Raw genomic sequence first — 14,241 nt, 5'->3', positions numbered from 1 at the left:
TTTACGGAAAGCGGTCAATAAAAGGAGTGATATTTTTCAGGTTGTAAATTCGTGAAAACTTAATTTGGCGATACGGTTTTTTACAATTACCTTTGTAAAAATCTAATAAAAAATTCTAAAAATTTATGTCAACTTACGTTGTTGTTGGTCTTCAATTTGGAGATGAAGGTAAAGGAAAAATTACCGATGTTCTTTCAGCTAAATCAGATTATGTAGTTCGTTTTCAAGGCGGTGACAATGCTGGTCACACTGTTTATGTAGGCGAAGATAAGTTTGTACTGCATTTACTTCCTTCTGGAGTTTTACAGTGCAAGGGGAAATGTATTATTGCGAATGGAGTAGTGGTAAACCCTAAAGCTTTTTTACGAGAAATAGGACAGTTAGAAGCTAAAGGTTATAAAACTGACCACGTTTTTATCAGCAGAAGAGCGCATGTAATTATGCCTTATCACATCATGCTCGATACTTACAGAGAAGAGGAATTAGGCGGTACGCAAATTGGAACTACCAAGAAAGGAATCGGACCTTGTTATGAAGACAAAATTGCAAGAGTGGGAATCAGAATGATTGACCTCTTGAATCCAGAAGTTCTAAAAGAAAAAATTGAAAAGAATCTTAAAATTAAAAACAATCTTTTCGAGAAATATTTTGGAAAACCAGCCATGAGTTTTGACGAAATTTACAATGAATTTTTAGAAATTGGAAAACAACTTCAAGATAGAATTGTAGATACAGAATTAGAATTGAACGAAGCGATTCGTGATAATAAAAATATCCTTTTCGAAGGAGCACAAGCATTAATGCTTGATATAGATTTCGGTACATATCCTTACGTAACTTCTTCATCGCCTTCTACAGGTGGAGTTTGTACAGGAGCAGGAGTTCCGCCAACTTCTTTGCAGAATTTAATTGGGGTTTCCAAAGCGTATACTACCAGAGTTGGTCACGGTCCTTTTCCTACGGAATTAGACAATGAATTAGGAGAACATATCAGAAAAGTAGGTCATGAATATGGTGCGACTACAGGTAGACCAAGAAGAACAGGTTGGTTAGACTTAGTAGCGCTTAAACACGCTTGTATGATTAATGGTATCAATAATTTGGTGATTACTAAATTAGATGTTCTTACAGGAATTGATACGTTAAAAATCGCTACGCATTATAAAACAGAAGACGGAAAAATTATTGATTATTTCACTTCTTCTACTACGAAATTATACGATTACGAAGCTATTTATACCGATTTACCAGGTTGGACAGAAGATATTACCACGGCTAGAACTTTTGATGAATTGCCAGAAAATGCTAAGAAATACATTGGTTTTATCGAGGAATATCTAGGAATTAATGTATACTTGGTTTCTGTAGGTCCAGAAAGAAGTCAAAACATTATTAGAAAAGAATTATTCTAATCATAATTTATATAAAATATTGAAAATCACGCTTTTGGCGTGATTTTTTACTTTTAAATTGTGTTATTTTCATTGAAAACAAATAAAACATTGAATTTTAAATAATTTTTTGGCAAGGTAATTGAATTACTCTAATTACTTTTTGCAAAAAGATAAAAAATTAATAATCGTGTTTGAAATTTGTTTAATCTAAAAAATCACGCAATGAGCAAAAATTTCTTTACTTATGACCCGCATCAAGCGCTGAACGAAGTTGTTTTCGAGAAGAGAAACAAAGAATATGGAGCATATGCTCTACGAAACGAAGCTAATGTCGTTCTAAAAAAGGCTTTATTTATAGGAGTTGGATTATTTAGTCTTTTAGCAATGACGCCCTTAGTTATTGCGAATTTAAAACCAAAAGCAATTGAAAATCCAGTTTTTGTAGATATAAATATTAAAGATCTTAATTTACCAGAAGATGTAGTAGAAAGACCAATACCTAGAGTTATTCCTCCGAAAGCTCCTGTTCAGGTAAAAACGCAGAGTTTAACTCCGCCTACTCCAACCAGAGACGCTGTAAAAGAGGAAACTATTAACCAAAAAGTAGATGATGCTGTAATTTCTACGACTACAACTCCGGGAGTTGCCGTTACCAATCCTAATCAACATGTAGCTACTGGAACAGAAAACGGAAAAGAGATTGTAAAAGAGACTACTAAACCTAATCCAAATGACATCATAAGAGATGTAGATGTAGAAGCAGATTTCATCGGTGGAGTTAATGCTTTTAGAACAAAAGTTTTACAAAATTTTGATTCTAGTGTCATCGAAAATGAAACAGGAGAGGTGGTAAAAGCAGTCGTAACTTTCGTGGTAGAAAGAGACGGAACAATTTCTAATATTAAAGTTTCTGGAGCGAATACAGATTTTAATAAAGAAGCAGAAAAAACAATAAAAGGAATTAAAGGAAAATGGAATCCTGCGAAATTTCAAGGCGAAAACGTTCGTTCTTATTTTAGATTCCCTATTTCTATGCAGTTCGAATAATTATTTAGAATATTTAATTTCAACATTGTCTTAATCGATAGCAATTCATTTAATTATCCACATTTTCTAAAAATTGTGGATAATTTTTTTGTGCTTTAACCCTTTAATTCACAATAGTTTAATATTTTTGACAGTTATTAACATTCAACCGAATGACTATTTATTGTATTTTTGGAAACTAATTCATTTTTATGGGAAAAATTATTGGAGTTGCCAATCAGAAAGGAGGCGTAGGTAAAACCACTACTGCAGTGAATTTAGCAGCTGCGCTTGGCGTTTTAGAGAAAAAAGTTTTATTAATTGATGCAGATCCACAGGCTAATGCTACCTCTGGTTTAGGAATAGAAGAAGTAAATTTTTCTACCTATAATTTATTGGAGCATAGTGCAGATGTGAAAGATTGTATCCAGAAAACTTCATCTCCAAATCTAGACCTTGTACCTTCTCATATTGATTTGGTAGCAGCGGAAATTGAGTTAGTAGACCGTGACAAGAGAGAATATATGCTCAAAAAAGCATTAGAAGAGGTGAAATCTGAGTATGACTACATCATCATCGATTGTGCACCAAGTTTAGGTCTTATTACGGTAAATGCACTTACTGCTGCAGATTCTGTAATCATCCCAATTCAGTGCGAATATTTCGCCTTGGAAGGTTTAGGCAAATTATTGAACACCGTGAAAAATGTTCAGAAAATTCACAATTATGATTTAGACATCGAAGGTTTATTACTTACGATGTACGATTCTAGATTAAGACTTTCTAACCAAGTGGTAGAAGAAGTGAATACGCATTTTCCAGAAATGGTTTTCGAAACAGTAATTTCTAGAAATGTAAGACTTTCTGAAGCGCCAAGTTTCGGTGAAAGTATCTTGATGTACGATGCCGAAAGCAAAGGTGCAATTCAATACATTCAATTGGCAGAAGAAGTACTTCTGAAAAACGAAAAATTACAAAAAGCATAACATTTTTAGAATTGAGAAGAAATTTTGTTTGTTCTCATGACTAATGACTTATCATACAATATGAAAGACAAAAAAAGAGCAATGGGACGTGGTTTGGGTGCTATTTTAAGTGCCGAAAGCAAAAGTAACATTAATTCTGCAACAGATACAGGAGCCGAAAAATTAGTAGGAAATATGGTAGAAGTAGCATTAGAAGATATCTATCCTAATGCAACCCAGCCTAGAACTTACTTTGATGAAACTGCCCTTAATGAATTGGCTCAATCTATAAAAAATCTTGGAGTAATTCAGCCTATCACTTTAAGAAAAGATGGTGATAAATTTGAAATTATCTCTGGGGAAAGACGTTACAGAGCTTCTAAAATTGCTGGTCTTACTTCTATTCCTGCTTACATAAGATTGGTAAATGACCAAGAATTGCTGGAAATGGCTTTGGTAGAAAATATCCAGCGTGAAGATTTAGATGCCATAGAAGTAGCACTTACTTACCAAAGATTATTAGAAGAAATAGGTCTTACTCAAGAGAATTTAAGTTCTAGAGTAGGGAAAGAAAGAAGTACGATTACCAATTCTATTCGTTTGTTGAGGTTAAGTCCAGAAATTCAAAATGCGATTAGAAGTGGCGAGATTTCTGCAGGTCATGGTAGAGCAATCATCAGTGTAGAAGATGCTGAACTTCAACAAGAACTTTTCAAAAGAATCATCAAAGAAGGATTAAACGTAAGACAAGCTGAAAAAGCAGCTTCGGAACTTAAAAATCCTAAAAAATCTATCCAAAAAACTGAAAAAGAACTTCCGAATCATTTAAGAAAAGTAGAAAAATCGCTTGCTGATGTTTTAGAAGTTGGGGTAGAAATAAAATCTTCGGGCAAAGGGAAAAAAGGAAAAATTATCCTTGATTTCAATAACGAAGATGAACTGAACAAAATCCTTTCACATTTTAATTAATGAGAGCAGTTTACTCCATCATATTATTGTTGTTCTTTGGGTTGTTTTTTTCTCAAGAAATTAAACCTTTTGACACCATCAAAACCGAAAAACAGGTAGTTGAGGAAATAGAAAAAGCCAACGTGAGCACCATTCAAAAATACAATCCTACAAAAGCAGGGTTGTATTCTGCTGTTTTCCCGGGATTGGGTCAGTATTACAACAAAAAATATTGGAAAATCCCAATTGTTTGGGGAGCTGTAGGAACTGGAGTAGGGATTATTGTGTATAATGATAAGCAATATCGCCGTTACAGAACAGCGTTTTTAGCAGAGTTAAATGGTCAGCCTCACGAGTTTGATGATTTACCTTATGTAGATGCTACGGTTCTAGGAAATACACAAGACCGAGCCAAAAGACAAAGAGATTACGCCATCGCCATTACCGGAGTTTTATATATTTTAAATATTGTAGATGCGGTAGTAGATGCACACTTATACGACCAAAAGAAAGACCCAGATTTAGCCATTAAACCTACCATTATTTACGATGATTTAGGAGTAGCAAATGGTAAAGCTGGATTGTCTTTGAGTTTTAGATTTTAAAAATTAAAAAAATGAAAATAGCATTAGTAGGTTACGGAAAAATGGGCAAAATCATTGATGAAATTGCCACAAAAAGAGGACATGAAGTTGTAGCAAGATTAAATGAAACGCCTACCAAAGAAAATCTGAACAATCCAGATGTAGTGATAGAATTTTCTCAGCCAGAAGTAGCTTTTAGCAATATAAAGACCTGTTTAGAAAATAAAATTCCAGTAGTTTGTGGAACTACAGGTTGGCTAGAGCAAAAACCAGCCATCGAAAAAATAGCTTTAGAAAATGGAACCGGGTTTTTATATGGTTCTAATTTTAGTTTAGGCGTGAATCTTTTCTTTGCGTTAAATGAAAATTTAGCAAAATTGATGCAGAAATTCAGTGATGATTATACTTGTCAGCTCGAAGAAATTCACCACGTTCATAAAAAAGATGCACCAAGTGGAACTGCAATTTCTATTGCGGAAGGAATCTTCAAACATTCAGACTATAATTCTTGGAAATTAGATGAAACTGAAGGAACATCTCTAGGAATAGAGGCAATTAGAGAAGGAGAAGTTCCAGGAACACACAGCGTTTATTATCGTTCAGAAGTTGACGAAATCGAAATAAAACATACTGCTTTCAATAGAAATGGTTTTGCATTAGGTGCAGTAATTGCTGCAGAATGGTTGCCAGGAAAAGTAGGGAATTTTGGAATGAAAGAAGTTTTAGGACTTTAATCTGAGTTTAAACCTTGAGCCTTAATGTAACAAATCACAAATTACATTACTAATTACACATCACATATTAATCATAGAAAATGGATTACATCTTACAATATTCTATTTTTATACTGATTTTATCAGTTTTACTAGGACTTTCGTCTTTTAAATTATATCAAAAAATGGGTTACAAAGGCTGGGAAGCTTTTGTTCCTTTTTATAATTACTACATCATTCAGAAAGAAGTAGGAGAACCAAAATGGTGGGTTATCTTGGCTTATTTGCCAATTGTAGGACCTATTATGATGACTGTTTTCCATTTGTTTTTGATGAAAAAATTTGGAAGAACTTCAGCGCTGGAACAAATTCTTACTGCGTTGCTTCCTTTTATTTATTTGGCGTATTCGTCTTATTTTCAGTTGAATAAAGTAGACAGATTTGCGGTAGATGATCCGAAAGCTAAAAAGGAATCTTTCTTAGGTTCTATCACTTTTGCAGTAGTTTTTGCTACGATTATTCACGCTTTTGTTACCCAACCATTTGCTATTCCTACAGGTTCTATGGAAAGAACTTTATTAGTGGGAGATTTCTTATTTGTAAACAAATGGAGCTATGGTTACAGAATGCCAATGAGACCAGTAGCTTTGCCATTTTTACAGGGAACCATTATGGACACCCAGAAAGATGGAAATCCTAAAAACGATCCAAAATCTTATGTAGATGCCATTAAATTACCATATTTTAGAATTGGTGAATTTAAAAAACCAAAGAAAAATGACATTGTAGTTTTCAATTATCCTGGAGATTCCGTGCATACTGCGATAGATAGAAAAGATCCTTACGTAAAACGTTGTGTAGCGGTAGCTGGTGATGTGGTAGAAATGAGAGCCGGGAATTTATACATCAATGGTAAACCAGAAGTTCAATTGGCAGATGCCGAAGTTCAGCGTTCATATACGATTTATACACGTTCAGAAATAGACATCGATTATTTATGGAAAAATCTTGCCTATTTACCAATTACAGATGAAGGACAAACTAAAGAAGGATTGCATTATTATCAGTTTCAAGGGTTGACTAAAGATCTTTTGGCTCAAATTAAAGCCATTCCAGAATTTGTAAAGGCTGAAGAAGTTTTAGGCGAAAAAGGAAAAGGAGCAGTTTCTTACTATCCTGTTTTAGACGAAAACGGTCAATATGTAAACGATGGAACAGGTCATGCTTTGATGTCTAAAAAAGTAGACATTTCTCAATCGATTTTCCCAATTAATAAACCTTGGAACCAAGATTGGTACGGACCGCTCACCATTCCTAAAAAAGGAGATGTGATTACCATTACTCAAGAAAATTTACCAGAATATAAAAAACTGATCACAGAATTTGAAGGAAATATTTTAGAATTCAAAGGAGGTAAATTCTATATCAATGGTAATCAAACTGATAAATATACTGTAAAACAAGACTATTATTTTATGATGGGAGATAACAGAGATGCTTCTCTGGATGCTCGTTTCTTTGGTTTTGTTCCAGAGACGCATATTGTAGGAAGCCCGATGTTTACTTGGCTTAGTTTACAAGGAACTTTTGACGAAGGTCCTAAAAAAGTAAGATGGGAAAGAATGTTTAAAGCAACTAACACTGGCGAAAAAGAAAAAACTTCTTATTGGTGGGTTGCAGCCGCAATTTTAATCTTATTCTTCGGTTGGGAATTTTTTGTAAAACTTTTCAAAGGGAAAAATAAAGAAGAAGAGTAGAATTTAGAAAATTTAAAATAGATAAATAAAGTTCATTGTTTCGGCATTGAACTTTATTTTTTTAACTTTGGACACTCAATTTTAGAATGAAAATGAAAACGGTATTACCTATATTTTATTTGCCACCAGTTTCTTGGTTTGCAGAATTTTTAAAAGAAGAAAACGAAATTCTTCTGGAGCAACATGAGAATTTTCCGAAACAAACCTACAGAAGCAGATGCAATATTTACGGTGCAAATGGTAAATTGGCGCTCATTTTGCCAATTCATCATAACGGAAAACGTGCGATGAAAGATTTAGAGCTTTCTTATGCTGAAGATTGGCAAAAACTCCACTGGAAATCCATTAAAATCGCTTACCAAAGTTCGCCTTATTTTGAATATTATGAAGATAAGTTAAAGCAGATTTTCTCGGTACAGCCTACTTCTCTTATTGAGTTTAATCTCAATACTTTGAAAATCATTCTTCAAATTTTAAAGGTTGAAAAAGACTTTTCACTCACCACAGAATTCGAGAAAACACCAGATGCAGTAGATTTAAGAGAGCGTTTTTCAGCAAAAAAAGAGTCAGAATATCATTTGCCAGAATATTACCAAACGTTTAGTGATAAATTAGGATTTATCAAAGATTTGTCAATATTAGACGTGGTTTGTAACATTGGCCCAGAATCTGCTACGTATATTAAAAAAGTAACTCAATCCATACAAAATATATCATAATGAAAAGAATAATCATTGCAGCTGCATTTTTAGCAGGATTTAATTTTGGGTTTTCGCAAGAAACCAAAACTGAAGATAAAGATTTGATGACTTGGTATCACAAAGATTTTTCTACAGCTAATGTTTACGGTGTCAATACTCAAAACGCATATAAATTTTTTGAATCAAAAGGTCTAAAACCTAAAACAGTAGTTGTGAGTGTAATAGACAGTGGGATAGAAGTAGACCATCCTGGTTTAATAAAAAATATGTGGAAAAACGTAAACGAAGTTCCTAATAATGGTAAAGATGATGATGGAAATGGCTATGTAGATGATGTTTACGGCTGGAACTTTATCGGTGGTAAAAATGGAGATGTAGAAATTGATAATTTAGAAGTAACCAGAGTTGTAAAACAATACAAACCCGTTTTTGAAGGGGCGAGTTCAGAAGTGAACAAAGCCAATCAAGCAAAAATGCCCACAGAATTTGAGATGTATCTTCGTGCAAAAGATATGTACAATAAAAAAAGTGTAGAAGCTAAACAGCAGTTTCAGTTTTATTCTGAATTTGCAAAAGTGATTCCTAGTGTAGCAGCTACTTTAAAAGGGAAAACTTTGACTAAAGAAAATTTAGATGCTATCAAACCAACTACACAAGAAGAAGCTAGAAATCTTTCGATTTTAAGTCAAGTAGTAAATGATCCTACTATGGTTGGGAAATCTCAAGCAGAAGTAGAAGAATTCTTAAACAAAGAAATCAAAGGAGCTTTAGAATATTTCGAACCTCAAGCTACTAAACAGTATAACTTAGATTTTGATCCTAGAGCAATTGTAGGAGATAATTATCAAGATAAAAAAGAAAAATTCTACGGAAATAATCATTACGAAGGTCCAGATGCACAACACGGAACTCACGTTGCGGGAATTATCGCAGGTTATCCTCAAGGAAATGAAGTGCAATACGGAGTTGCCTATAAAGTGGCAAAAATTATGACGGTAAGAGCGGTTCCAAACGGTGATGAGCGTGATAAAGACATCGCAAATTCTATTCGTTATGCGGTAGATAATGGTGCTAAAGTCATTAATATGAGTTTTGGAAAGCCTGTTTCTCCTGAAAAAGAATTGGTTTGGGAAGCGTTTCAATATGCTAAAGACAAAGGCGTTCTATTGGTGAAAGCGGCTGGAAACGAGAATGAAGATATTCAAGAAAATCCTTATTTTCCTACTAATTTTAAATCTACTAAAGACGAAAAACCTTTCATTAACAACATGATTGTAGTAGGTGCAAGTACCAATAATAATGAATTTTTAAGAGCAGGATTCTCTAATTTTAATCAAAAAATGGTGAATGTTTTTGCGCCTGGTGATAAAATTTATTCAACCGTTCCAGATGGTAAATATGAATATTTACAAGGAACTTCTATGGCTTCTCCAGTTGTAGCGGGAGCTTCTGCAGTTTTATTGGCTTACATGCCTAATTTGAAACCAGAACAAGTAATAGAATCTCTAATGAAATCGGTGAATAAGTCTGAGGTAAATGCAATGTTGCCTACCAATACCAACAATAGATTTGATTTAATTTCAGAATCTGGAGGAGTTATAGATTTATACAAAGCGGCACAATACGCTTATACACATTTCTACAAAGCGGCACCTGTAAAACCAGTGAAAAAGGCTGTGCTTAAAAAGAAAAAAGTAGTAAGAAAAAAATAATTCATCATACTAATCAATTGAAAGGCTGTTTAATACAGCCTTTTTTATTTGTTGAATTTTAAGAAAAGTTTATAAGATTATCATATTGGCACAATTTTTCCAATTAACTTCATAACTTTACATTCATAAATAACAACCAAATTTAAGTAAAAGATGAAAAAAGTACTATTGACTCTGGCTTTCGGCTCATTATTTGCCGTTTCTTGCTCTTCTGTAAAAAAAGCAGAAAGTGCTCAAACTTCTAGAGCAGAATTTTTAAAAATGAAAGGTGATTGGGAAATTACCAGTGTAAATTATGAGAAAGGATTTCAAATAAAGCCTTTTGACGAAGGAGCAGATGCTCAGTGTTTTGTAGGAAGTCATTGGAGACTTATCCCGAATAATTATTCTGGAGCGTATACCATAAAAGGTGGTGGGAATTGTCCTACGGTAACTCAACCTATTAAATTTGAAGTAACCAAAGATAATGAATTTAAATTCAAGAAATTAGTAGCAGATACTAAAGCTAAAAATGTAACTGCTGGTTATATTTTACAAATTGAAAAACAAGATACAGACAACTTTACCTTAGTTCAAAGCGTTCCTTTTGAAGGAAATGTAATTAAAGTATATTACAATTTTGTAAGAACAGGAATGGAACAAAAATAACTTTTTAAAATTTAAAAAAATTATGAAACTTATCAATAAATCAAGCGTAGCAGCATTATTTTTATCATCAGCAATGGTGTTAACCAGTTGTGAAGCAATTCAGAATGCAAATAATACTCAAAAAGGTGCAGTAATTGGTACTGCAGCAGGTGCTATTTTAGGCGCAGTTATAGGAAATAATGCAGGAAAAGGCGGTAACGCTCCTCAAGGTGCCGTATTAGGCGGTGTAGTTGGTGGAGTAGTTGGTGGAGTAATCGGTAATAAAATGGATAAACAAGCCAAAGAAATTAAAGAAGCTTTGCCAGGAGCAGAAGTGGTGAGAGTAAATGAAGGGATTAAAGTAACTTTATCAGAAAATACGGTAAACTTTGATTTTGACTCATCTAATCTTACTTCAGTTGCAAAAACCAACCTCAATAAATTAGCAGAAGTTCTTAAAAACAACCCTGATACCAATATCAATATATACGGACATACGGATTCTAGAGGAACAGATGAATACAACCAGAGCTTATCTGAAAGAAGAGCAAATTCAGTAGTGAATTATTTAGTTTCTCTTGGCGTTGCAAAATCTAGATTATTTGCAATGGGAGTTGGTGAAAAAGAACCAATAGCAGACAACAGTACAGATGCTGGTAGAGCTAAAAACCGTAGAGTAGAATTTGCCATTACTGCAAATGAAGAAATGATTAAAGATGCTCAACAAGAAGCCAAATAACATACATAAATCATAATCCACATAAATCGCCTTATTTACAAGGCGATTTTTTATTTTTTTATTCTTAAATTTGTATAGTATAAAAACTTTTGATGAGAAAATTTTTAAAACTTTTACGTGTAGAACAATGGGTGAAAAACTTTTTTGTATTTACACCTCTTTTCTTTTCAGGGAATGTTACACATGTAGATTTAATGTTAAAAAGCATTTTCGCTTTTTTGGTTTTTTCTTTAACTGCTAGTTCTATTTATGTATTAAATGATTATTCAGATATAGAATCAGATAAAAAACATCCTGAAAAATGCAAAAGACCATTAGCAAGTGGAGCTATTTCTAAAACCACCGCTAAAATTATTTTTGTACTTCTTATTTTATCTGTTGTTTTATTGGTTTTCTTTGGTGGAGATTATTTCCATAAAAATTTTACCAAATTTTCTATCATCATTGTCTCTTATTTCTTCATGAATATTGCTTATACTTTTAAGCTAAAACATGTTGCCATTATAGATGTTTGCATTATTGCGTTAGGATTTGTGCTCAGAGTTTTAGCGGGAGGTTATGCTACAGGAATTGTCGTTTCACAATGGGCTATTTTACTAACTTTTGTCTTAGCATTAGTTCTAGCCATTGGTAAAAGAAGAGGAGAGTTAATAAACGCCGAAATTTCTGGGAAAACCAGAAAAGCACTTGACGGCTATAACGTACAATTTGCAGATATTGCCCTTTCTATTTCTGTGACATTGGCTATTGTTTGTTATCTTATGTTTACCTTAACTCCTGAAGTTCAAGAAAAATTCGGGGTAAGAGTTTTTTATACTGTTTTGTTTGTAGTTTTTGCTTTTTTAAGGTATTTACAGCAAACTTTGGTGTATAATAAAACCGAATCTCCTACTAAAATTGTCTACAAAGACAGATATATACAAGTAACCATTCTCATTTGGTTAATAGCATTTTTGTTATTAATATATTTAAAAAAATGAAACCAGATTTCGTAAAAAATGTTTCTACTTGGGGCAATCATCCCATAGTAAACAAACTGTTCAAAGCCGAAGAAGACTACAGTAAAATCAGAGAATTTGTAAGACAAAATAACGAAGTTATTGCGTATGGAAATGGTAGATGCTATGGCGATGCAGCCTTAGCTGAAGCCATGTTTTCTACAAAGAAATTAAATAAATTCATCAGTTTTGATCGTTTAAATGGCATTTTAGAATGCGAATCTGGAGTTTTGCTTTCTGAAATTTTAGAAATTACGGTTCCGCAAGGTTACTTTTTGGCTATTACACCTGGAACTAAATTTATTACATTGGGAGGAGCAATTGCTTCTAATGTTCATGGGAAAAATCACCATGCAGAAGGTGGTTTTTCGGAGTGTGTAATTGAGTTTAAAATGATGGTAGAAGATGGCGAAATCATCACGTGTTCTAGAGAAGAAAATGCAGAGAAATTTTGGGCTACTTTCGGAGCAATGGGACTTACCGGAATTATTCTTTCTGCAAAAATTAAACTCAAAAATATAGAATCGGCATACATTCGTCAAGAGTCTATAAAAGCTGAAAATCTAGACGAAATTTTCCAACTTTTCGAAGAATCAGAAGACTGGACTTATACCGTAGCTTGGATAGATTGCTTGCAAAAAGGTAAAAACATAGGCAGAAGTATTTTAATGAGAGGGGAGTTTGCACTTAGAGCAGAATTGCCACAAAAATGGCAAGAAAATCCATTGAGATTAAAGAAAAAATTAAGTCCTACCATTCCGTTTTATTTTCCAAGTTTTGTGTTGAATAGTTTTTCCGTAAGAGCTTTTAACTTCTTGTACTTCAATAAACAAAGACAAAAAGTAGTTAAAAATTTCATAGACTACGAAACTTTTTTCTATCCTCTAGATGCGATTAATGACTGGAATAAAATCTATGGAAAAGGTGGTTTTATTCAATACCAAATGGTAATTCCAAAGGAAAAAGGAAAGGAAGGCATGAAAAAAATCCTAGAAACCATTGGTAGAAGTGGACAAGGTTCGTTTTTAGCAGTTCTTAAACTTTTTGGCAAAGGAAATCCAGAAGCGTATAATTCTTTCCCTTTTGAAGGTTATACCCTCGCTTTAGATTTTAAAATCAATAGAGAATTAAGACAATTGGTAGATAATTTAGATAAAATTGTAGAAGAATTTGGCGGTAGAATTTATTTGACCAAAGACAGCATGAGTAAACCTTCACTTACCAATTATCTGAAAAATGTAGACAGTTCTAAATTTGTTTCGCTGCAAAGCAAAAGAATAAAAAGAGGTTCTTAATAAAAAACTAAATCATTCATAACTAATTCATTACATATGATTATTCTTGGTTCCACATCAGAAGTTGCACAAGCATTTGTAGAAAAAGCATTAACTGCTGGTGAAAAATTTCCTAAAATTTATCTGGTTACTTCTAGCCGAGAAACCACAGAACGTTTTGCGCAACATATTGATGTGAAATTTCTGCAGCCATCAGAAATTGTAGAATTGGATTTGACTCAAGAAATCAATTATTCTGTTTTTGAAAATATAGACTCAGATTTGCTTTTCTGTGCCACTGGTTATTTAGGTTTGGGAACCGAAGATGGTTTGTATGATGATAAAAACACCGAGAAAATCATTGACATTAATTACGCAAAATTGGTTCCTGTAATCAATTATTTTGCTAAAAAAATGGAAAGCAAAAGAAGCGGAAACATCATCGCGCTTTCCTCTGTAGCAGGAGATAGAGGAAGACAAAGCAATTTCATCTACGGAAGCGCAAAAGCAGCTTTTACCGCTTATTTAAGTGGATTGAGAAATTATCTTTTTTCTAAAAAAGTTCATGTGATGACGGTAAAACCAGGTTTTATGGAAACCAAAATGACCGAAGGTTTACCGCTGAATCCAAAACTTACTGCAACACCAAAACAAGCGGCAGAATGCATTTATAAAGCTTATAAAAAGCAAAAAAATATCGTTTATGTTTTGCCAATTTGGAGATTAATTATGCTCATTATCATTCATATTCCTGAATTTATTTTTAAGAAGTTGAAACTGTAATTTTCTATTCATATCCTGTC

General features: G+C 33.2%; 14 protein-coding genes. All 14 read left to right on the top strand.

All coding sequences use genetic code 11. The features are described 5' to 3' along the window. Positions 1-125: 125 nt before the first annotated feature. The 14 genes from KKQ76_RS06730 to KKQ76_RS06665 all read left to right on the top strand — a co-directional run bounded on the left by KKQ76_RS06730 (position 126) and on the right by KKQ76_RS06665 (position 14,221). Positions 126-1,412, top strand: coding sequence for an adenylosuccinate synthase (locus KKQ76_RS06730; RefSeq protein WP_213196398.1), 1,287 nt, complete (start codon positions 126-128; stop codon positions 1,410-1,412). 204 nt (positions 1,413-1,616) lie between these two features. Further along, a complete protein-coding gene (locus KKQ76_RS06725; protein ID WP_213196397.1) occupies positions 1,617-2,441 on the top strand; it encodes an energy transducer TonB in 825 nt (274 codons plus the stop codon). 191 nt (positions 2,442-2,632) lie between these two features. Continuing rightward, the gene (locus tag KKQ76_RS06720) at positions 2,633-3,406 is read left to right on the top strand and encodes a ParA family protein (RefSeq protein WP_104793450.1); all 774 of its coding nucleotides are present in this window, start codon (positions 2,633-2,635) and stop codon (positions 3,404-3,406) included. Between the two features lie 60 nt (positions 3,407-3,466). After that, positions 3,467-4,354 carry a ParB/RepB/Spo0J family partition protein gene (locus tag KKQ76_RS06715; protein ID WP_104793451.1) on the top strand — a complete coding sequence of 296 codons (888 nt, stop codon included), beginning with the start codon at positions 3,467-3,469 and terminating at the stop codon, positions 4,352-4,354. Beyond that, complete coding sequence (locus KKQ76_RS06710) at positions 4,354-4,938, top strand: DUF5683 domain-containing protein (protein ID WP_069797647.1); 585 nt, start codon at positions 4,354-4,356, stop codon at positions 4,936-4,938. Before KKQ76_RS06715 ends, KKQ76_RS06710 begins: the two co-directional genes overlap by 1 nt. A gap of 11 nt (positions 4,939-4,949) precedes the next feature. Next, positions 4,950-5,651, top strand: coding sequence for a 4-hydroxy-tetrahydrodipicolinate reductase (gene dapB / locus KKQ76_RS06705; RefSeq protein ID WP_213196395.1), 702 nt, complete (start codon positions 4,950-4,952; stop codon positions 5,649-5,651). 80 nt (positions 5,652-5,731) lie between these two features. Further along, entirely contained in the window at positions 5,732-7,387 is a 1,656-nt protein-coding gene (lepB, locus tag KKQ76_RS06700; protein WP_213196393.1) for a signal peptidase I, read from the top strand. Between the two features lie 86 nt (positions 7,388-7,473). Continuing rightward, positions 7,474-8,106, top strand: coding sequence for a WbqC family protein (locus tag KKQ76_RS06695; RefSeq protein ID WP_394369362.1), 633 nt, complete (start codon positions 7,474-7,476; stop codon positions 8,104-8,106). Beyond that, a complete protein-coding gene (locus KKQ76_RS06690) occupies positions 8,106-9,800 on the top strand; it encodes a S8 family serine peptidase (protein ID WP_213196389.1) in 1,695 nt (564 codons plus the stop codon). The genes KKQ76_RS06695 and KKQ76_RS06690 overlap by 1 nt, the downstream gene beginning before the upstream one ends. Positions 9,801-9,953: 153 nt before the next feature. Further along, a complete protein-coding gene (locus tag KKQ76_RS06685; RefSeq protein ID WP_213196387.1) occupies positions 9,954-10,448 on the top strand; it encodes a lipocalin family protein in 495 nt (164 codons plus the stop codon). 22 nt (positions 10,449-10,470) lie between these two features. Further along, the gene (locus tag KKQ76_RS06680; RefSeq protein ID WP_213196385.1) at positions 10,471-11,166 is read left to right on the top strand and encodes an OmpA family protein; all 696 of its coding nucleotides are present in this window, start codon (positions 10,471-10,473) and stop codon (positions 11,164-11,166) included. Between the two features lie 92 nt (positions 11,167-11,258). Next, positions 11,259-12,146 (top strand): decaprenyl-phosphate phosphoribosyltransferase, encoded by an 888-nt coding sequence (locus KKQ76_RS06675; protein WP_213196383.1) that lies wholly within the window; start codon positions 11,259-11,261, stop codon positions 12,144-12,146. After that, positions 12,143-13,459, top strand: a complete 1,317-nt coding sequence (locus KKQ76_RS06670; protein ID WP_213196381.1) for an FAD-binding oxidoreductase — start codon at positions 12,143-12,145, stop codon at positions 13,457-13,459. The genes KKQ76_RS06675 and KKQ76_RS06670 overlap by 4 nt, the downstream gene beginning before the upstream one ends. Before the next feature lie 36 nt (positions 13,460-13,495). Then, on the top strand, positions 13,496-14,221 hold the full coding sequence (locus KKQ76_RS06665) for an SDR family NAD(P)-dependent oxidoreductase (RefSeq protein WP_213196379.1): 726 nt from the start codon (positions 13,496-13,498) through the stop codon (positions 14,219-14,221). Positions 14,222-14,241 lie beyond the last annotated feature (20 nt).

It is taken from the genome of Cloacibacterium caeni (assembly GCF_907163105.1).
Taxonomy (GTDB): Bacteria; Bacteroidota; Bacteroidia; order Flavobacteriales; family Weeksellaceae; genus Cloacibacterium; species Cloacibacterium caeni_A.
The sequence above is the reverse complement of the archived record's forward strand: the minus strand, read 5'-3'. Positions and strand labels throughout refer to the sequence as shown.

Bases quoted from the DNA above. Each gene is read 5' to 3' on its own strand.
- KKQ76_RS06730 (WP_213196398.1), top strand. From the start codon at position 126: ATGTCAACTTACGTTGTTGTTGGTCTTCAATTTGGAGATGAAGGTAAA.
- KKQ76_RS06725 (WP_213196397.1), top strand. From the start codon at position 1,617: ATGAGCAAAAATTTCTTTACTTATGACCCGCATCAAGCGCTGAACGAA.
- KKQ76_RS06720 (WP_104793450.1), top strand. From the start codon at position 2,633: ATGGGAAAAATTATTGGAGTTGCCAATCAGAAAGGAGGCGTAGGTAAA.
- KKQ76_RS06715 (WP_104793451.1), top strand. From the start codon at position 3,467: ATGAAAGACAAAAAAAGAGCAATGGGACGTGGTTTGGGTGCTATTTTA.
- KKQ76_RS06710 (WP_069797647.1), top strand. From the start codon at position 4,354: ATGAGAGCAGTTTACTCCATCATATTATTGTTGTTCTTTGGGTTGTTT.
- dapB (WP_213196395.1), top strand. From the start codon at position 4,950: ATGAAAATAGCATTAGTAGGTTACGGAAAAATGGGCAAAATCATTGAT.
- lepB (WP_213196393.1), top strand. From the start codon at position 5,732: ATGGATTACATCTTACAATATTCTATTTTTATACTGATTTTATCAGTT.
- KKQ76_RS06695 (WP_394369362.1), top strand. From the start codon at position 7,474: ATGAAAATGAAAACGGTATTACCTATATTTTATTTGCCACCAGTTTCT.
- KKQ76_RS06690 (WP_213196389.1), top strand. From the start codon at position 8,106: ATGAAAAGAATAATCATTGCAGCTGCATTTTTAGCAGGATTTAATTTT.
- KKQ76_RS06685 (WP_213196387.1), top strand. From the start codon at position 9,954: ATGAAAAAAGTACTATTGACTCTGGCTTTCGGCTCATTATTTGCCGTT.
- KKQ76_RS06680 (WP_213196385.1), top strand. From the start codon at position 10,471: ATGAAACTTATCAATAAATCAAGCGTAGCAGCATTATTTTTATCATCA.
- KKQ76_RS06675 (WP_213196383.1), top strand. From the start codon at position 11,259: ATGAGAAAATTTTTAAAACTTTTACGTGTAGAACAATGGGTGAAAAAC.
- KKQ76_RS06670 (WP_213196381.1), top strand. From the start codon at position 12,143: ATGAAACCAGATTTCGTAAAAAATGTTTCTACTTGGGGCAATCATCCC.
- KKQ76_RS06665 (WP_213196379.1), top strand. From the start codon at position 13,496: ATGATTATTCTTGGTTCCACATCAGAAGTTGCACAAGCATTTGTAGAA.